Annotated in this window: 10 protein-coding genes; 7 read left to right on the top strand and 3 right to left on the bottom strand. The window is 47.9% G+C overall.

Annotated elements, in window-relative coordinates; all coding sequences use genetic code 11:
• Positions 1 to 294 precede the first annotated feature (294 nt).
• Complete coding sequence (locus ACMA1I_RS21175; protein WP_337070477.1) at positions 295 to 474, bottom strand: hypothetical protein; 180 nt, start codon at positions 472 to 474, stop codon at positions 295 to 297.
• A gap of 116 nt (positions 475 to 590) precedes the next feature.
• Positions 591 to 815, bottom strand: coding sequence for a hypothetical protein (locus ACMA1I_RS21170; protein ID WP_337070476.1), 225 nt, complete (start codon positions 813 to 815; stop codon positions 591 to 593).
• A 444-nt stretch (positions 816 to 1259) separates the two neighbouring features.
• Between ACMA1I_RS21170 and ACMA1I_RS21165 the strand changes: the two genes are divergently transcribed.
• From ACMA1I_RS21165 to ACMA1I_RS21150, 4 genes are all read left to right on the top strand, one after another.
• Positions 1260 to 1835 carry a GNAT family N-acetyltransferase gene (locus tag ACMA1I_RS21165; RefSeq protein ID WP_337070475.1) on the top strand — a complete coding sequence of 192 codons (576 nt, stop codon included), beginning with the start codon at positions 1260 to 1262 and terminating at the stop codon, positions 1833 to 1835.
• Positions 1836 to 1968: 133 nt separating this feature from the next.
• Positions 1969 to 2709, top strand: coding sequence for a hypothetical protein (locus ACMA1I_RS21160; RefSeq protein WP_337070474.1), 741 nt, complete (start codon positions 1969 to 1971; stop codon positions 2707 to 2709).
• A 96-nt stretch (positions 2710 to 2805) separates the two neighbouring features.
• Entirely contained in the window at positions 2806 to 3240 is a 435-nt protein-coding gene (locus ACMA1I_RS21155) for a septal ring lytic transglycosylase RlpA family protein (RefSeq protein WP_337070473.1), read from the top strand.
• Positions 3241 to 3371: 131 nt separating this feature from the next.
• A complete protein-coding gene (locus ACMA1I_RS21150; protein WP_337070472.1) occupies positions 3372 to 3722 on the top strand; it encodes a hypothetical protein in 351 nt (116 codons plus the stop codon).
• Positions 3723 to 3885: 163 nt separating this feature from the next.
• Here ACMA1I_RS21150 and ACMA1I_RS21145 read toward each other — a convergent pair whose 3' ends face one another.
• Positions 3886 to 4212: a DUF6122 family protein gene (locus ACMA1I_RS21145; protein WP_337070471.1), complete on the bottom strand. Its 327-nt coding sequence runs from the start codon at positions 4210 to 4212 to the stop codon at positions 3886 to 3888.
• A gap of 897 nt (positions 4213 to 5109) precedes the next feature.
• Here ACMA1I_RS21145 and ACMA1I_RS21140 point away from each other — a divergent pair.
• The 3 genes from ACMA1I_RS21140 to ACMA1I_RS21130 all read left to right on the top strand — a co-directional run bounded on the left by ACMA1I_RS21140 (position 5110) and on the right by ACMA1I_RS21130 (position 18584).
• Positions 5110 to 7626: a gliding motility-associated C-terminal domain-containing protein gene (locus ACMA1I_RS21140; RefSeq protein ID WP_337070470.1), complete on the top strand. Its 2517-nt coding sequence runs from the start codon at positions 5110 to 5112 to the stop codon at positions 7624 to 7626.
• Positions 7626 to 8591 carry a type IX secretion system membrane protein PorP/SprF gene (locus ACMA1I_RS21135; protein WP_337070469.1) on the top strand — a complete coding sequence of 322 codons (966 nt, stop codon included), beginning with the start codon at positions 7626 to 7628 and terminating at the stop codon, positions 8589 to 8591. The genes ACMA1I_RS21140 and ACMA1I_RS21135 overlap by 1 nt, the downstream gene beginning before the upstream one ends.
• A gap of 954 nt (positions 8592 to 9545) precedes the next feature.
• Entirely contained in the window at positions 9546 to 18584 is a 9039-nt protein-coding gene (locus tag ACMA1I_RS21130) for a gliding motility-associated C-terminal domain-containing protein (RefSeq protein ID WP_337070468.1), read from the top strand.
• The last annotated feature ends 7 nt before the right edge of the window (positions 18585 to 18591 follow it).

Genomic DNA, 18591 nt, shown 5'->3' with positions numbered 1-18591 from the left:
TGAGAACAAGAAACAGAAGAGCAGTACGCAGAACAGCCTGTTTTTCTAAAAAACAACTAAATCACGAAAATGCAATGAAACTAACTTTCTTCTATAGAAACTATCATACATTCTAGACCACAACCATATTTTGAATATGAAGAAGCTATCAGGCTTTAAGAATGCCTGACGAAGAAGGAACAGTATGTACCTTTACAAGCGGATCTAAAACTCTTGCCGTTGTGAAACAGCTAAATTATGCAAATAAAAATACTCTTCCGGAGGTGATTTAGGCTGCCGGATGCATAGGGTTATTTAGCGGCGAGGGTGTTCTTTGCGCCAGCCTACCACCAGTAATATTATCCAGACAGAGTAAAAAGGAGTAAAAACAGCTGCCAAATAAGGATCTATGGCAAAAGCTACTACCAGCTGAACAAGTAGGGTAAGGCCAGCGCCAGCAAAGCCAATAGTATAATATTTGTTTCGCTTTCTCATGGTGTCCTGTTACGAGGAAAGCTGCCTGTAAGATAACCCGGTAGAGCGGTTGAAGAGTTTCAGGAGAAGGCTAGTAAAAGTAGTAGACGATTGTACGGACAAAAAAATACCCGCACTTAGGGGCGGGTATTCATTAATCTAAACGCTTGCGCTCTTGTAATCTTCTTTTCCAGAACGAGCGGCTTATCATCTTCCTTGGCAATTACCAGGTAGTACTTGTTATCTTTATCTTGGTAAAAGATTAGCGTCGTTAAATCTTCATATCCAATACTATAGATTTTCCGAGGCTCCTCCTTGCCAAACTTAAAATAGTCTAAACTAATATTTTTCCTTAGTTTCATGTTTCAACTCCTTAATACTCTATTAACGCTTATTTCGGGTTGCATTGTTTCATTATATTAGTAAGGTGCAAATACATTCTTTTAAAATTTACATAATTGGTTGTCAATAGTTTAAAACAATGTGAAATTTGCGTAAATTTTGGATTTTGCACATAAATCTGCACGTATGTTTAAACAGTATACGATTAAATTGAGGATCTGATTGTTTGAACAATGAATTTATGAGTGCAATTATATATTTTCTGGTGCTTATATATAAATGCCCTTAAGCACTTGATAGCTCTTTGTCATGCTTCGGAAAAGTTATATTTTGCTTACTTATCTCCTGCTACAGCCTCTCCTCTCCTGCTTTTTTCTGCACTCCCATTCTTTTGCTAGGAAATATAAAATCCTGATGAAACTTACAAGGGATAAAACGAGAAAGCTTAATTTTGAGCCGGCATAGTGGGTGTTATAGCAAAGGCCAGTGTGCCTGCTTTGCTTGCCAGCCAAAAAGTTGTTTTGTTGTTTCAGTGCCACGGTAACGAAGCTGTGGCTGCTACCTTCGTTATTATGCCAGATACCACTATGCCAGCAGCGCCTGGTTCGGCGGTTGCTTATCAGATAAAGGAAATATTGGGGTTGGAGGCTATGCTGGAGCAACACCACCTGATAGAGCAGTTGAATCCTACCATGAGTCGCAGCAGGTATGAAGACTTGTTGCAGCAAATGCTGCCCAATGGTTACCGAATGGTGGGTGTGTTTGTGGCAGGAAGGTGTGTTGGCTTATCCGGGTTTTGGGTAAATGCAAAGTTATACTCCGGAAAATACCTGGAGGTAGATAATTTCGTTGTAGAGGCGGCGCATCGTTCCTGTGGCCTGGGCAAGGCATTGTCTGATTGGCTGGAGCAGGAGGCCCGGCTGCACCTGTGCGATACAATCATGCTGGATGCCTATGTCACAAACAGTGCAGCGCATAAGTTCTATTTCAGGGAAGGGTATCACATAAAAAGCTATCATTTTTTCAAAACTCTACAGTAAACCAACAATTGTTAGGCAGTATGACCTAGATAGGTGTTATTGGTATGGGATTTGTGCTGTTTTATAACCAACCAAAAGCTCCTGGAGCTGGTATATCCATTATTAATTTCAAAAATAATATATAAAGTTTTGCATGAACCGTCTTAAAAATATATTTATTCTCTGCCTTTTGCTGCTGGCTACAGGGTTAACAGCCGAGGCGCAGAGTACCATGGGGCAGCCTCGCCAGTACTTTGTGCAGCTGCGCGGCGGAGAAGTGGTGTATGCCAATAAGGTGCAGATCAAATCTCCCATCTTTAAGTCAGACTACTTCCTGCTGGACGACAGCCTGCAGTATGGCATTGAAGTGGTAGATACTTATCAGAACAACCAGGGGTACTTTACCCGCATAGCCCCAGGCAGCAGCGCAGATGCCTTTGCCAAACGCATAAGCGAAGGTCCACGGATCTCTAAATTTTACTCTACCCGCAATTACTATAACTACGGGTACGGTGCCTATGGCTATGGCATGGGCATGCCTGGGCACAGCCGCCGGCGTATCTATTATTTCTCTAAAGACTATGGGCCGCTTTATGAGTATAACTACAACAACCTGCAGCAAGCTTTGGCAGACAATGCATCTAGCATGGCCATTTTAAGGCAGTACCGCAGAAACAAAATTATTCATACCGGCATATCTATAGCTGGTGCAGGTCTGCTGGCTTACGGAGCTATTTCGTCGGCAAATAATTCACAGAATGGCGGTATGCCTAATATCTCCCCTGCCGTATATGGTGGGGCTGCCCTTATTGCAACACCTTTCGTTATTCAGCTCTTCCAGAAAGACAAGCTTACACAGGCCATGGAAGTGTATAATTACGAAATCAAACAATAACCTTACTTAACCTAAAGGCTGTTGCAGGTGCCGGAGCACAGGCACCAGCTTTTAGCTAGTTAAGTCAAACAGCATCTCCAATAAACTTAAGCCAACATGATAGGATCTTTTCTGAAATATGGTGCTGTAGGCCGCGCCGGCACAAATGTGCTCCTGAGTTGCCTGCTGCTAACCGGTATGGCATCGTGTGCCACTAAAACAGCTCAGTTTGGGCAGCGTGGCTACATAGAAGAAGGTAAGGCATCTTATTACAGCAAAAAGCTTCAAGGGCGTAAAATGGCAAACGGACAACCTTACAGGCAAAACAGGCTGACTGCCGCCCACCGCACCTTGCCATTTGGTACCCGGGTTAAAGTTACCAACCTGCAATCGAATAAAACGGTGAAGGTTACCATAACAGACAGAGGGCCTTTTGTGAAAGGAAGGGTAATAGACTTATCGGGAAGTGCTGCGAAAAAAATTAATTCAGTGCAGGCAGGCGTAGTGCCGGTAAGAGTAAAAGTAGTACGTGCCGCCACTCCAAAATCATGAGCAGCAACGAGAGGTAAGTTAGAAAAGATGCAGCCGGAGTGCAGTTAGTTGCATTTGTTTTGGATTAAATGCTTCATAGAAATATCCTACTGTTTTCTTGTAATAATAAAAAAATGGACGTAGATTTGAGCATGAATAATCTCTTAAAATCGAATCAATTTATGTTGCCCATTATGGCTGTGTTGTTTTTTTCGGCACTGGCATCTCCATTGGCTTCTGTTCGATCAGATGTTCATGCCCCTGCAACCTGTGTGCTGGAGTCTTGCGAGACAAAAAAAACTGGGCCGTGTACGAAGTCGACTGCAAGACCTGAACAAAAATCGGTATTGGATGCAGAAGCGCTGGAAAGCCCTATTACATTTTTCAAAGACATGATGTCTACTGACTCCGAAGAGGAAGACAGGTCCGCTACTTCTCCTGCCGGTCCTGTGCTTATTGCTGTTAAAGGCTTAGTGGCTACTTTACTCTCTACTATTATCTAGGCCAAACCCAAAGCCATTTTAACTATTCCAACCCACCGGAAGGCCCATTTCATTCGAATGATTCTGTTACTTACACCGCTCATACTGTCTTAGCTATTTTATTCGGTGTTAATGTCGGTATCTTTTCGAGGCGCTAAATCTTAAGCTCAAATAATAGCCCGAGCTACAAATTTAGGTTGCCTTGCCGCACACAGTCGATTACATCCAAGACAATATGGATGACCAGGCCCAGTCCGATTAAGCGGGTTTTGGGAATAATGGCAAGCACTACATATACAGCGCTAAGCCAGTAGCTGTGCAAGAAATGAAATCCTACACTGCAGCGGTCAGAGTCTACAATGGGTGTGGCCGCCAGGTGATCCAGGTCGATAAGGATGCCCGCAAGCATAATAAGTGTAGCACGTTTCCACTCGTTGCGGAAAAACAACCAGGCAACTACCAGCGGCACCACCAGGTGCAGAAACATGTGGAATAAAAATCCGAGGTGCATATTAGTTCAATTTTGCTTTACATACTGCCACCTGCCATGTTTGGTTTAAAATGAAACAACAAGTACCTGCTATTCGGCTTGTAGCGTTGTGCACAGGGGCTCACATCCCTTAATTGCAAAGCAGCCAAAAAGTCTCTGGAAGGCCTGTTTCATTAGAATAATTGCTTGGGCTGCCCGCAATTCATAGTTAGAGATTATACATACCTTTAAAAGTACCTATATACCAGCAAAACCTTAGCTCTTTTTTATCTAAGAAAGCTCCTGAAGGCCAAAATCATTAAAATAATTTAACGAGGCGCTGCTAAATGTATTACAGCAGGAGAATATAAAGAGCACACGCCTATTAGGGAAAGAAGCAGAACTCTCAGCTTAAATTATAAATAGCGACATCCCCAGCTTTCCGAGCGAACTATGAAGTATATAGCAGTAAGAACAGGTTTCTCGGTAACCAATGAGCGCTACCCCCTTTTCCTGTTGCTTATTGTACATTTTTGGCATACATTTTCGCCAGCCTTTACAGGCAATGGCTGATTGCAGCGTAAGCAGACGCTCTTTAACGAAATGGAATATGTCAAGAACTAATAATAAATAGGAGTAAAAAGCCTCCTCCTCCTAAAGAAGTTGCTAATACGGCCAAAATTTCATAATTTTTGCCTCTGGTAGTGAACCCTGTGCTTAGCAAATACAGCGCAGTTAATTTTTACTTGTTTTGTATTGCTTAAACAAAAGTATGTTTAATAGATTTCTAACTGAAACTCGAAATTATAGTAAGTTGAAATAAAGAGGATTAGCAGACCGGTAGAAATAGTATATTCTTTATTTCAGTTAATCATATTTTGGCCAATTCAGCGTTATGGAATCGTTGCAGCTTATACATTAATCTTTAATTCTGGCCTGATGCGCTTATTATTACCTAAGCCTGTTTATTTACTTTTGTTCCTGATGCTTGGAGCTGTGGTGCAGCTACAGGCGCAGACTTGCCCCCTCCCCGCTCCTAACTTTGAAATTGTAAGCCCTCCTGATATAACAGATCCACAAAGGTCAGCTTGCTCCGGCGATACTATCCGGTTCAGGATTCTGTCGGCTGTGGAGGGGGTAGAGTACTCCTGGAACTTTGGCGACACATCTCCCCGACAAACCGGTGCTACTATTTTTCATGTGTATAACAACCCCGGTGTAAGTACTACTCCCGATGCTTTTACAGTTTCTGTTACAGCATCCATTCCTGGCTGTGTTTCCGATCCAAGTGAGCAAACAATATACATTCGCCAGAAACCAGTTATAAACTTTGCGGATGAGGATGCTGCACAAAACTTTCAGATATGCGTGCCAGATACCGTTACCGCCACCGACACTACTTTTACCATCATTAACACCACCGAGCAGCAGTACCAGAACGTTATAACCAACTATTTTGTAGATTGGGGCAATGGAGGGGCTGTGCTGCCATACAACCCAGGCGATTTTCCCTTAGAAAGTCCTGTTTACAGCGAGTTTGGTAGTTATAACATAAGGGTTACAGGCACAGGGCCAAGTGGCTGTGTGGCTTCCTGGGAACAGGTTTTTAACTACACCCAGAACCCTAAAGCCCACTTTACCCTCGACAAGCAACCTGAGAGCACACCCCAAAGTTGTACGCCAGTAATAGTATCGGTTGGCGATAGCTCCAGCGGCGCAAACCTGACTTACGAGTGGGAAGTAATTGACCAGGGCAATATAGGAGGCTGGTCCATTGTGTACGGTGGAGTAGACCAGGATACGTTGGGTGTACGGTTCGAGAAATCAGGGCAGTTCCAGATCCAGCTTATTGTATCGAATGGTTGCGGCCGCGACACTACGGAGCAAAGCTTTGTTGTAGGCTGGCCGTCGGTGCAGTTGCCTGCCGAAATTCAGGCCTGCGGCGATACTACTATTGTCTATAACCAATCGAGTGGGGTGCAGATAGATCCTAACTTTGGACATACGGTTTCCTACCAGTGGTTTGTAGATGGAAAACAGGTCTCTACCGAAGAGTCGCCCTCTATTAGATTTGATACGCCTGGTACCTACACCGTTAGTGCCCTGGTCACGAATGAGTGCGGCAACAGCGATCAGCCCCAGGCACCGCAACCACAGCGGGTCATCATTCATGCCATACCAGGTAAGCCGGTGCTCGCTAATCCCGATGTAACTACCTGCGAAGGGGGCGCCTTAACCATTCGGCCAACAGGTGGTGGACCAGGATACGTTGTATTCGACTCGCCAAACAATACTTCCAATCCGATAGTGCCGCCAGGCCTGGTGCTAACCATACCTGCCCCTGCTACCAGCACGACCTACTATGTGCGCTCTATTAACCAAATTGGTTGCCTTAGCGACGAATCCACCGCACTCAACATTACGGTTATTCCGCCCATACAAAACGTAATTGAGCCCGATAACAGTGGTAGCGTATGTGCCGGACCAGGCAGCTTCTTTATTTTTGGAAACAGCGACTCTGGCTACACTTACCTGTGGCAGGTGAGCACCAACAGCGACTCCACAGGATTTAGCGCAGCGCCAGGTACCAATACAGAGCAGGATTACGAAGTTACAAACATTAGCGCCCGCTCCTGGTTCAGACGTGTGGTCACATCCGGCGATTGTGAGCTGCCATCTAATGTGGTAGAAATAAACGTACAGGAGGCGCCACGTACACCCACGATACCAGGCGGCAGAGACATAAACGTATGCTTAGATAGTGTGGCAGTAGTGCAGGTAACACCGCAGCCAGGGCTGATTTATCGTTGGTACGATGTAGCCACCGGAGGTTCACCACGTGGCGAAGGCGTTTCTTACGAAGTACGTGGCGTAGGCAGCAGCACTATTTATGTAGAGGCTGTGAATGCAGCAGGTTGTGCCAGCCCTCGTGCAGCTGTTAACGTAAATGTAACCAATGCAGAGGCCAATGCCGGTCCTGATGTAACCATTATTCAGGGGCGGCCGGCAGAGCTGCGAGGATCAGGAGCCGGAAACAATGGCTCTTACCTCTGGGAACCTGCCGAAGGGTTAAATAACCCAGCTCTCCGGAACCCGATTGCACGACCAGAAGAAACAACTACCTACACCCTCACCATAACCACACCGGACGGCTGTACCGATACTGATACCGTAACCGTAACTGTTATTCCGGCTATTAAAGCTCCGAATGCATTTTCGCCGAACCGAGATGGTGTAAATGAGGTCTGGGAGATCGAGAATATTACAAACTATCCTGATGCACGCGTTGAGATCTTTAACCGATGGGGCAACAAGATATTTAGTTCTACCGGATATGGCGTACCTTGGGACGGCACCTACAACGGTTCCGACTTGCCAGTGGCCACTTACTACTATATTATTTACCTCAACAGCACAGAGAGGCCGATCTCTGGCAACGTGACTATTATCAGATAATGAAGATGAGGAAGCCGCTCCTGCTTTTGATCGTTTTGGCAGCTGTTGCAGTACAGGCAGTAGCACAACAGCGCCCCCAGTACAGCCAGTACATGGTTAATAACTATATTCTGAACCCTGCTATTACCGGAATAGAAGATTACGCCGATATACGCGTAAGCAACCGTAGGCAGTGGATGGGGCTCGACGGTGCGCCTGTTACCTATTATGTCTCAGGCCACATGCCCCTGAACAAAGGCGCTGCCAGCAACAAGTACCACAAGGCCCTGGCTCACCATGGCGTAGGCTTCTTGCTACACACCGACCAGACCGGGCCATTGCGCCGTACCGGCGTTACAGGTTCGTATGCGTATCATTTGCCGCTTACAAACAAAATTAATGTGTCGGCAGGAGCATCGGCTGGTCTTATTCGAAACTCACTCAACTCCAACGAACTTGAGTTCACCAACCCCAATGATCCTTTGGTGGGAGGCGGAAACATAAACCGGAACATGCTCGACCTTAACCTGGGGCTGTGGCTATATTCAAACAATTTCTCAGTGGGCTTCGCCGGTGCTCAGTTGCTCAAAGATGCAGCAGGTTTCCGTTTGGCTGATGAAGAGCGCGCCACCCTTGGCCTGCAGCGCCACTACTTTGCAACCGGTAGCTACCGCTTTAGTGCAACCAGTACCATCGATGTAATTCCATCGGTAATGGTAAAGTTGGCCGGTCCAAGCCCATCTGCTGTCGATGCAAACGTGCGGGTAATGTACGACCAGCGTTTCTGGGTAGGCGGCTCTTATCGGCATAAAGATGCCCTTGTAGCCATGGTTGGCGTGTATGTAAGTCCCTTGTTAGATGTATCTTACTCCTACGATGCCACTACCTCAAATCTAAATAGCGTAAGTGCCGGAACACACGAGATTGTCGTTGGCTTTAAACTGTTTAACGACCGCAGAATTATTTGCCCGCAGTGGGTTTGGTAAACTGCTTTTAAGAAATAACGATTGCAGTAGCTAGTTAAACGAATTATTGCTTTACAAATGCTAATCCTCTGCCGCAGACCAATCTGTGGCAGAGGATTTTTTGTTTCATGCCTGATGCTTTTAACTCTGGCGAGGCTTGCCCCAACTGCAAAACTCCAGATAAACACTTTGCGGAAGCCGCAATTATTATAATGAAATGGGCCTTCCTGAGACTTTTTAAGGCTGATGGTTACTAGGGTTTGATGACTGAGAAAAAACAGCCACTTAATCCAGTTCAAAAGGTCTAAGCCTGCATGGAACCAGAACAGGATGCCTTTGAATAGTCGTCTCAACGAATAGGTAGTAAGATGTAGATTTGCAATTTTTCAGTGCTGCCTTCAAGCTACCTGTTTTCAGGTAGTTTCGGCTAAAATTCTTGCCTATCGTTTTGCCACCGGTTTAAAAAGCAATACCTCCTTTTTTCCTACTCTTACAATACAAGTGAAATTTTATATATATTAAAAACCTTATCTAATTTCTTAACTTTATTGTTGCGACAATTGCACTACATTTGGAGCAAATTCTAATTTGATTAATTGATATTAGCAGTGGTAAAATAAAGTGATTATCAGAAAAATTCTATGGCATTTTAAGTTTAGCTACCTATTATTCGTGCTATTGCATTAGCTGATAAAATAAAGCAATACAAGGCATTAAATCGTTTTAACAGGGAAATGAACTAAAACGCTCATTACGTATTTATAGGAAGATCTTAAAAAAAGATATTTTAGTTGGAAAAAGGATATCCATATAAAAAATTATTTTTTTCATATCGACTCATTTTGCCATAATATTGTAATCAATTCTGAATTTTAAGGTATCCTTTAATCAATCCGCTTTTCGAAAGAAGTAAGACAAAGACAATTAAATCTCAACTATAAAGTATAGATTATTATAAAAATTTTACCATTTTACATGAAAATTTTTAAAAAGCAAGCCATCTTTTATTTAGTTGGCTTCTGTTTGGCTTCCTTGGCTGGTCAGCTACATACGGCAGCAGCTTTTGGTATTATCATTAATAATATATCACCAACAGAAACTGTAAGCAAGGAACAAAACATCACAGTGGTTGAGCGCATCCAGCACTCGTTAGCAAAGGGTGAACACGTGCAGGAAGCAGATACGGCAGCAGGTATTCCGGGGCAGAAAATCCTATCCAACCCGAAGCTTGGCAATTCAACACTTGCTGCCGGAGCTTACAAAGTTAGCGGTAATGCTTACTTGGATGGGCCACTTACAGTAGCAACAGGAGCTGCCACGGTAATTCAGGTAACAGGAGACCTTATTATAACCGAAAAATTTTCCCTTAGAACCATAGCTGGAACACCGGCTGCCAATGTGTTTTGGTTAGTAGATGGTGAAGTAAAATCGTCTGCGCAGGCAACACTACCGGCAAATATTATCGCCAGAAGCAACACGTCTGCTCTTGTGAAGAGTGCTACTCCTTCTGCAACAAGGCAGGGAGTGCAGGCTAATTCCCTTCTGAACACAAATGCCGCTGATTTGCGGGTGTCGTTGCAAATAACGCAAAATGGCGTGCCCATTGTGCCTGGCCGAGCTATTCCGTACGGAACTATACTCACCTACACCTATGTGGTCGAGAACAGAGGCCCGGACCGGGAAACAAATGTGTCTGCCGAACTGACCATTCCAGGCATCAACAATGATCCTAATTACAACTATATCTGGAACATTGGCACTCTCAACAGCGAGCAGCTCATAACCTTTAATGTAACCATCAGGCTGGATATACCTGGAGCCTCCACTGTAAGTATTGCCGCAGCAGGCGAAGGAACCGACAGTAACCCCGGCAACAACAGTGTGTCGCAGCCAATATGTGTAACACCTCCTGTCGCGGGTACTATCTCAACTAATGTCTCTGGGAATTATGTTTGCGAGGGCAGTAAAATTAGATTTAGTGTGCCAGCCATACAGGGAGCCACCACTTACAATTGGGTAGTGCCCCAAGGGTGGACATGGATTCCACTTAATCCGGCTCAATCTTCAATAGAAGTAACTGTAGGTACCGGCACCGGAGAAATAACAGTTTTTGGTAGCAACGGCTGCGGTAATGGCAACAGAGCCACCCCCAGAAGCTATGTTTCTGTTAGTCCTAATGCTACTCCTGTTATACCTGTTATCACCAGCGAAGGTAGCCTTTGTACTGGCAACCAGATTACCTTTCGCCTCAGCAACCCCGAGGCGGGCATCAGCTACCGCTGGAACCGCCCCTCCGACTGGACAGTCATTTCTCAAACAGCTACCGCTATTACATTTATTACTTCGAGCCCTGGTGCTGTAAGTGTTACAGCCACAAATGCCTGTAACAAAACCAGCGTGAGCAGAACAGTAGAAGTATCGGCTGTGCCACCTGCCGCTGTTATTGCAAGTGAAGGTAATTTATGTATAGGCGGAGAAATTACCTTCCGGATTGTTCAACCCGTAACCGGCATGATTTACCGATGGGTGCACCCGGCTGGGTGGCAGGTGTTAGGAACAGATGCCACTTCTATTAGGCTATTGGCTTTAAGTGCCGGCGAAGTGCGTGCCACAGTAACAGCAGAAGTAGCCATGAACTGTACAAGTGAACCCGGCGAGCCTATTTTAGTTTCTGGCGTACCAGCCGCCGCACCGGTTATTGTAAGCGATGGTATTCCGTGCGCGGGCGATCAGGTAACTTTTCAGGTAAGTAACCCGGAGGCTGGCCTTATTTACCAATGGGATTATCCTGCCTCCTGGACCTTTGTATCGAGAGGAGCTTCTTCTATTACGCTGGTAACTGGTGCAGGCGACATAGCAGCACGTGCCGTAAATGCAGCTGGTTGTGTGAGTGCCCCAAGCAATGCGGTAACTGTAACCGAACGCCCGGCGGCTCCGACATTGTCCATTGATGGTGAACTTTGTCCTGGTTCAGAAGTTACCTTCCGGATTATGAGTCCGGTGGCAGGTGTAACCTACCAATGGGATTACCCCGCCTCCTGGACCAGAGTATCACAAACAACTGCCAGTATAAGCGTAAGAGTTGCGGCAGGAGAAATAACGGCAAGAGGAGTAAATGCGGCAGGCTGTATAGGAGAGCCAAGTGAACCTGTTGTGGTACTGAGCCTACCAGCCACACCTGTTATTGCCAACGAAGGTGCGCTTTGCCCAGGCTCCGAAATAGTTTTCAGAGTAGAGAACCCAGAAACAGGTATTGTATATAGCTGGAGCTACCCTTCCTCCTGGTCTTTTGTTTCTCAGGACAATGCCTCTATTAATTTAGTGGCTGGTGCAGGCCAGATTACAGCTACTGCTGAAAATGGTGCTGGCTGCCAAACAGGGCCAAGCAATAGCATTGCAGTACCGGCAGCCCCTGCTACGCCCATCATCAGCAACCAAGGAGCGTTGTGTGTAGGTAATCAGTTAACATTCCAAATCACAAACCCAGAGGCTGGGCAGTCTTATGTCTGGAAGTACCCATCAAACTGGGTGCTTGTCTCCGAAAGCAACACTGCCATTACACTTACAGTAGCAACCGGCGAAATTACAGCCAGCGCAGCAGCAGGTCTGTGTGGGCCAGGTCCGGAGAGCAATGCATTGGTCGTTTCTGAAGTACCGGCAGCACCAGTCATTTTTAGCGAAGGAGAGCTTTGTCCTGGTACTACAAAAGAGTTTAGAGTAGAGAATCCAGTGGCAGGCATGCAGTATAACTGGAGCTATCCGGCTACCTGGTCTTTCGTTTCAAAGAGTGCCGCATCTATAAGAGTTGTAATAGGAGTAGGCGAAATATCGGCCAGAGCCAGAAGTGCTACAGGCTGCGAAAGTGCGGTTAGCAATACAATTTCTGTTACAGAAGAGCTCCCCCCTGCCCCAGTTATTACAAACGAAGGAGGTTTATGTGCTGGCTCAGAAGTTACCTTCAGAATTGTGAGCCCGGTTGCAGGTACAACCTACCAATGGAATTACCCTTCTAACTGGACTTTGCTCTCAAAAGACGAAGCGTCCATAAGGCTACTCATAAGCTCAGGTACCATAACCGCTACTGCTCTAAATAGCTGCGATACACCTGGCAGTGCCAGCAATGCCATTGTGGTATCCGGTGAGGAAGCACCAGTGCCAGCCTTTATTGTGAGCGAAGGCACACTTTGTATAGGCGCTGAAGTTACATTTAGAGTGGCAAGTCCAGAAGCTGGTGCTACATACCAGTGGAACTATCCTGCCGGTTGGACTCTCTTGTCTGAAGATGGTGGATCTATCAAGCTCAGAGTAGGTACTGGTCTTATTACAGCTACTACCCTTAACAGCTGTGGTACCCCAGGAGAAACAGGCAATACTATTATTGTTTCAGATAATACCCAACCAGGAGCACCAGTCATTACATATCAGGGGAGTTTATGTGTGGGCTCAGAAGTAGTATTCAGAGTGCAGAATCCTCAGCCAGGTATGTCATATCAATGGAGTTATCCATCTAACTGGGCGATTCTCTCAGAAAGTGCTTCCTCTATCAGATTGGTGGTTGGTGCAGGTGCCATTACAGCTAAAGCTATTAATGGCTGTGGCTTACAAAGTAATGCCAGCAATGCCTTGGCTATAGTACCTGGAGAAGGACAACTTGCCGCACCTGTAATTGGCAGCCAAGGCGGCCTGTGTGCTGGCTCAGAGGTTACATTCCGCGTGCTAAATTCAGAAGCGGGCGTAACTTATAAATGGAATTATCCGGCCGATTGGGCTTTAATTTCGCAGGATGCCGCTTCTGTCAGATTAACTGTTGGAGTAGGAACTATAACAGCCTTGGCCCTGCCAGGAGCAACAGGAGGTTGCCCAAGTGAGGGTAGCAATGCCATCACCATTTCAGATAATATACCTCCTGCCGTGCCAGTTCTTGTAAGCGAAGGAAGTTTATGCGCTGGCTCAGAAGTAGTTTTCAGAATTACAGCACCGCAGGCAGGCTTAGACTACCGATGGAATTATCCTGTAAGCTGGTCGCTTGTATCACAGGATGCCGCTTCTATAACATTAGTTACAGGAACAGGAAATGTTAGTGTTACGGCAACGAACACCTGTAATGGCTTAACTGCTCCCAGTAATGTAATAGAAGTTGCCCCTACTCCAGCAGAACCTGGTGCCATAACAGCTGATGGTGCTTTTTGCGTAGGGCAGCAGCTGGTACTTAGTGTAGCAGCTGTACCAAATGCCAGTTCTTATGTCTGGTCGCTACCAGAAGGTTGGATTGGTGCTTCTACAGGCAGAACCATTGCTGTAACCGTTGGTGCAACAGGTGGCACCGTATCGGTGAGTAGCAGGTTAGGTAATTGCATTAGTGCAGCCAGCACCTTAAATGTTACTCCAAATGCGCTGCCAGCCCAGCCGGGTACCATTTCTGTTAGCGGCGCCTTCTGCGTGGGGCGGCAGGTGACGCTGAGCGTTCCCGCCGTGGCCGGCATGAGCTACGCCTGGACCGTGCCCGCCGGCTGGACGATCGACTCGCCACAGGGCACCTCCTCCGTTAGTGTCACGGTGGGCACGACAGGCGGTGCGATCACCGTGCAGGCCGCCAACGCCTCTGGCTGCACAGGCAGTACCAGCACCTTAAATGCCACACCTTTCGTAACGCCTGCGCAGCCGGGAGCCATTACAGCCAACGGAGCGCTGTGCGTGGGGCAGCTGGTAAGCTTTAGCGTCCCGGGCGTGCCAGGAGCCACTTATTATACTTGGGTGGTGCCAAGCGGTTGGACTATTACCGCCGGACAGGGCACAGGCACTATCACAGCCAGAGTAGGAGCAGCGGCAGGAGCAATAGCCGTAACGGCCGGTACCGGAAATGAGGGAGCCTGTGCCAGTGCTGCCAGCACCTTAAATGTTACTCCAAATGCGCTGCCAGCCCAGCCGGGTACCATTTCTGTTAGCGGCGCCTTCTGCGTGGGGCGGCAGGTGACGCTGAGCGTTCCCGCCGTGGCCGGCATGAGCTACGCCTGGACCGTGCCCGCCGGCTGGACGATCGACTCGCCACAGGGCACCTCCTCCGTTAGTGTCACGGTGGGCACGGCAGGCGGTGCGATCACCGTGCAGGCCGCCAATGCTTCTGGCTGCACAGGCAGCATCAGAACCTTGAATGTGTCTCCTTTTGTGATACCGACTCAGCCAGGGGGCATTATTGCCAATGGGTCGCAATGTGTGGGGCAGCTGGTTACTTACAGTGTCGCCACCGTTTCTGGTGCCTCTTATTATACGTGGGCTGTACCAAGCGGCTGGACCATCACCGCTGGCCAGGGCACTACCAGCATAACGGCCAGAGTGGGAACAGCGGCAGGAGCAATAGCCGTAACGGCCGGTACCGGAAATGAGGGAGCCTGTGCCAGTGCCGCCAGCACCTTAAATGTTACTCCAGTTACACTGCCTGCTCAGCCAGGGGCCATCTCTGCAAGCGGTGCCTTCTGCTATGGAAGGGAGATAACCCTTAGTGTACCAGCAGTAGCAGGCATGAGTTATAATTGGATGTTACCAGATGGCTGGGTTGGTTCCTCCTCTACAAATACTATTTTAGTTACAGTAGGCGCAACAGGAGGCATGGTATCTGTATCAGCCAGTAATGCAACCGGTTGTATTAGCACACCCCGAACCTTATCTGCAACTCTCATAGCGGCGCCTTTACAACCTGGTGCTATTACAGCCAATGCGCCGCTTTGCGTAGGGCAGCAGGTGACCTTTAGCATACCAGCTGTCTCAGGACTAGAATATAACTGGTCGCTTCCGGATGGCTGGACAGGAAGCTCAACTACAAATACCATTACCGTAACCATAGGAACTACGGCAGGAGTAGTCTCTGTAATAGCTGTTAATGCAGGTGGCTGTACCAGTCCGGCAAGATCGTTGGATGTTAACCCATCGGTTGCTCCTGCCATGCCAGGTGCTATCTCCGCTACTGGTTCGCTTTGCGTGGGAAATCAGGTAACCTTTCGCGTGGAAAACCGAGCAGGAGTATCTGCTTATAACTGGATATTGCCTTCTGGCTGGAGTGGTTCTTCTACCACAAATAGCATTACCGTAACAGTTGGGGCCACCTCAGGAACAGTTTCTGTTACAGCAAGTGCGGGAGGGTGCCCGAGTCCACCAACCACATTGCCAGTTACTCCGGTGGCAGGGCCTGCGCAGCCAAGCAATATTACGGCAAGCGGCACCTTCTGCGCAGGTCGTGAGGTAACATTAAGCGTGCCGGCTGTTTCAGGCCTGAAATATAACTGGTCTGTTCCGGCAACCTGGAGTATTACATCTGCTAATGGTGCAGCTTCTATAACAGCTGTGGTTGGCACTGCCGGAGGTGCAATATCAGTAACGGCCTCTAATGCTGAAGGGTGTACAGGCACTGCCCGCACGCTAAGCGCTACCTTGGCTGCGGCTCCAACTACCCCGGGAGCTATTACAGCAAGTAGTTCGCTGTGCGTCGGTAGCCAAATTACCTTAAAAGTACCAGCTATAACAGGCGTAACTTTCAGATGGACACTCCCTGAGGGCTGGACCGGTACCTCTACCACCAGAACTATAACTGTAACTGTTGGGGCAACGCCAGGTACCGTATCGGTAGTATCAGTAAACACCGGTGGCTGTACCAGTTCGGCCAGTACGTTAGATGTGAACCCAGCTACACCGGCAACACCGGGAACCATCACAGCGAGTGCTCCATTCTGTGCCACACGCCAGGTAACCTTTAGCATAGAGCCAGTAGAGGGAGCAGCCTCCTATGCCTGGGCTCTGCCAACCGGCTGGACGGCAGTAGCAGCATCTAACACAACAAGCATTACAGTTACCGTTCCGAATAATACAACAGCCAGAACACTTTCTGTGAGAGCAGTAGGGGCAGGCGGTTGCCTCAGTGCAGCCAGTAACCTGAATGTTACGCCTGTTCTGCTTCCGGGGCTACCTGATGGTATTACCATTTTGCAGAATGCTTTATTATGTATTGGCAACCGGGTAACCTTTAGTGTAACGGCTGTGGCAGGTATGACTTACAATTGGCAATTACCTGAAGGCTGGGAAGGAGCTTCTACCACAAACACCATTACAGTAACAGTAGGATCAGGAGAAGGAACAGTATCAGTAACAGCAACAAACGAAACAGGTTGCACCAGCAATGCCAGAACGCGTGCTGTAACACCACTGGTAGTACCAGGCCAACCAGGCGAGATTACGGCAAGCGGGCCATATTGTGCCGGCGGAACGGTAATCTTTACTATAGAGCCAGTAGAAGGTGCTACTTCTTACCTCTGGACACTGCCAGGTTGGGCTGCCGTAGCAGCCTCTACTACAAGCTCCATTACCTACACGGTTCCTGCCAACACAACAATCCGTACCCTCACGGTAGTGCCAAGAGGCGCAGGTAACTGTCCGGGAGAATCACGTACGCTGGAGGTAAGACCACTTATTACGCCTGCTCTGCCAAGCGTAATTGCCGGACCAGCCACAGTTTGCCCTGATGCAGATGGAATTGTTTACTCTGTAACAGAGGTGGCCGGCCTAAGCTATAACTGGACACTGCCAGAGGATTGGATAATTACCGAAGGAGAAGGAACAGCTAGCATAACTGTTAAAACAGGAAAAGAACCAGGTGCTGTAACTGCTAGAGCGGCAAATGCCTGCTTTGCCAGTGTTAACAGCAGATCGCTGGCAGTCACACTACTACCAGGTATACCGGCCACACCGGGAACCATTACAAGCAGCGGACCACTTTGCGCAGGCACGGTCAATACCATTATCAGCATAGAGCCAGTACCGGGTGCAACCACTTATACCTGGGAGCTCCCTGCTGGCTGGGTTATTACGGCAGGCCAGGGCAGTACAGACATTGAAGTAACAGCAGGAACAACGGCAGGTGAAATAACTGTAACTGCCGGTAATAGCTGCGGTACAAGTGCTGCGAGCACCTTGGCTGTTAATGCACAACCAAGGCCGGAAATGCCACAGGCCATAACTGGTGACAGGGAACCTTGCGTGGGCCGCACCGATGTGGTTTATACTATACCGGCAGTAGCGGGTGCCCTAACTTATAACTGGACTGTGCCAAACGGCTGGGCCATACTGGCGGGGCAGCAAACGAACAGCATTCGGGTGCGGGTAGGAAACGCTCAGGGTACAGTTTCGGTTACCGCCGGAAACCCATGCGGTACCAGTGCCGCCAGCACCATGCCTGTAGTGCCGGTAGCTGGCGTTCCTACTGCCCCTGGCATGCTTACCGGAGAAACCGAAATATGTGTGGGCCGCAGTCTGACTTATTCGGTGGGAAGTGCGAGTAGAGCAACTTCTTATACCTGGACTCTGCCAGCCGGCTGGTCTATTACAGCAGGCCAGGGCACTACCCAGGTTACCGTAGTAGCAGGCAGTGGATCAGGGTTAATTTCGGTTGTAGCAAAAAATAGCTGTGGTACCAGTCTGAGCTCCTCTATGGAGGTTAGGACGGTGCAGGTTCCTGCTGTAGAGGCTATCAATGATTTAAGCAACATGTGCGAGGGCTTGATCTATGAAGTAGCTCCAGTGGCAGGAGCCCTAACCTATAACTGGACTGTGCCTTCAGGTTGGTCGGTTATCTCCGGGCAGGGAACTACACGCATTAGAGTAACGCCGGCAGGTAACAGTGTAGGAGCCATAACCGTGGTGGTAGACAATGGTACCTGCCTCAGCGAACCTGTTTCGCTTACACCAAACCTCGACCTTATCGCTAATGAGCTGGTGTTCCCTAACGTTTTCTCTCCTAACAACGATGGGAATAACGATACCTGGGTTATAAAGAACCTGGGCAACTATCCGAATAGCGAGGTTTCTATCATAAACCGCTGGGGCAACGAAGTGTACCGAAGCACTAACTACAAAAACGACTGGACCGGCGACAACCTGAGTGAAGGAACTTACTACTACGTAGCGCGGGTAAAGCAGTGCGATGGCAGCGATCAGGTGTTTAAAGGGTTTGTGATGATTATGAGATAATAAGGAG

It is taken from the genome of Pontibacter sp. 13R65 (assembly GCF_047525655.1).
In the GTDB taxonomy this organism is placed as follows: Bacteria; Bacteroidota; Bacteroidia; order Cytophagales; family Hymenobacteraceae; genus Pontibacter.
This window is presented reverse-complemented; position numbering and strand designations above follow the sequence as displayed.

Bases quoted from the DNA above. Each gene is read 5' to 3' on its own strand.
- ACMA1I_RS21175 (WP_337070477.1), bottom strand. From the start codon at position 474: ATGAGAAAGCGAAACAAATATTATACTATTGGCTTTGCTGGCGCTGGC.
- ACMA1I_RS21170 (WP_337070476.1), bottom strand. From the start codon at position 815: ATGAAACTAAGGAAAAATATTAGTTTAGACTATTTTAAGTTTGGCAAG.
- ACMA1I_RS21160 (WP_337070474.1), top strand. From the start codon at position 1,969: ATGAACCGTCTTAAAAATATATTTATTCTCTGCCTTTTGCTGCTGGCT.
- ACMA1I_RS21155 (WP_337070473.1), top strand. From the start codon at position 2,806: ATGATAGGATCTTTTCTGAAATATGGTGCTGTAGGCCGCGCCGGCACA.
- ACMA1I_RS21150 (WP_337070472.1), top strand. From the start codon at position 3,372: ATGAATAATCTCTTAAAATCGAATCAATTTATGTTGCCCATTATGGCT.
- ACMA1I_RS21145 (WP_337070471.1), bottom strand. From the start codon at position 4,212: ATGCACCTCGGATTTTTATTCCACATGTTTCTGCACCTGGTGGTGCCG.
- ACMA1I_RS21140 (WP_337070470.1), top strand. From the start codon at position 5,110: ATGCGCTTATTATTACCTAAGCCTGTTTATTTACTTTTGTTCCTGATG.
- ACMA1I_RS21135 (WP_337070469.1), top strand. From the start codon at position 7,626: ATGAAGATGAGGAAGCCGCTCCTGCTTTTGATCGTTTTGGCAGCTGTT.
- ACMA1I_RS21130 (WP_337070468.1), top strand. From the start codon at position 9,546: ATGAAAATTTTTAAAAAGCAAGCCATCTTTTATTTAGTTGGCTTCTGT.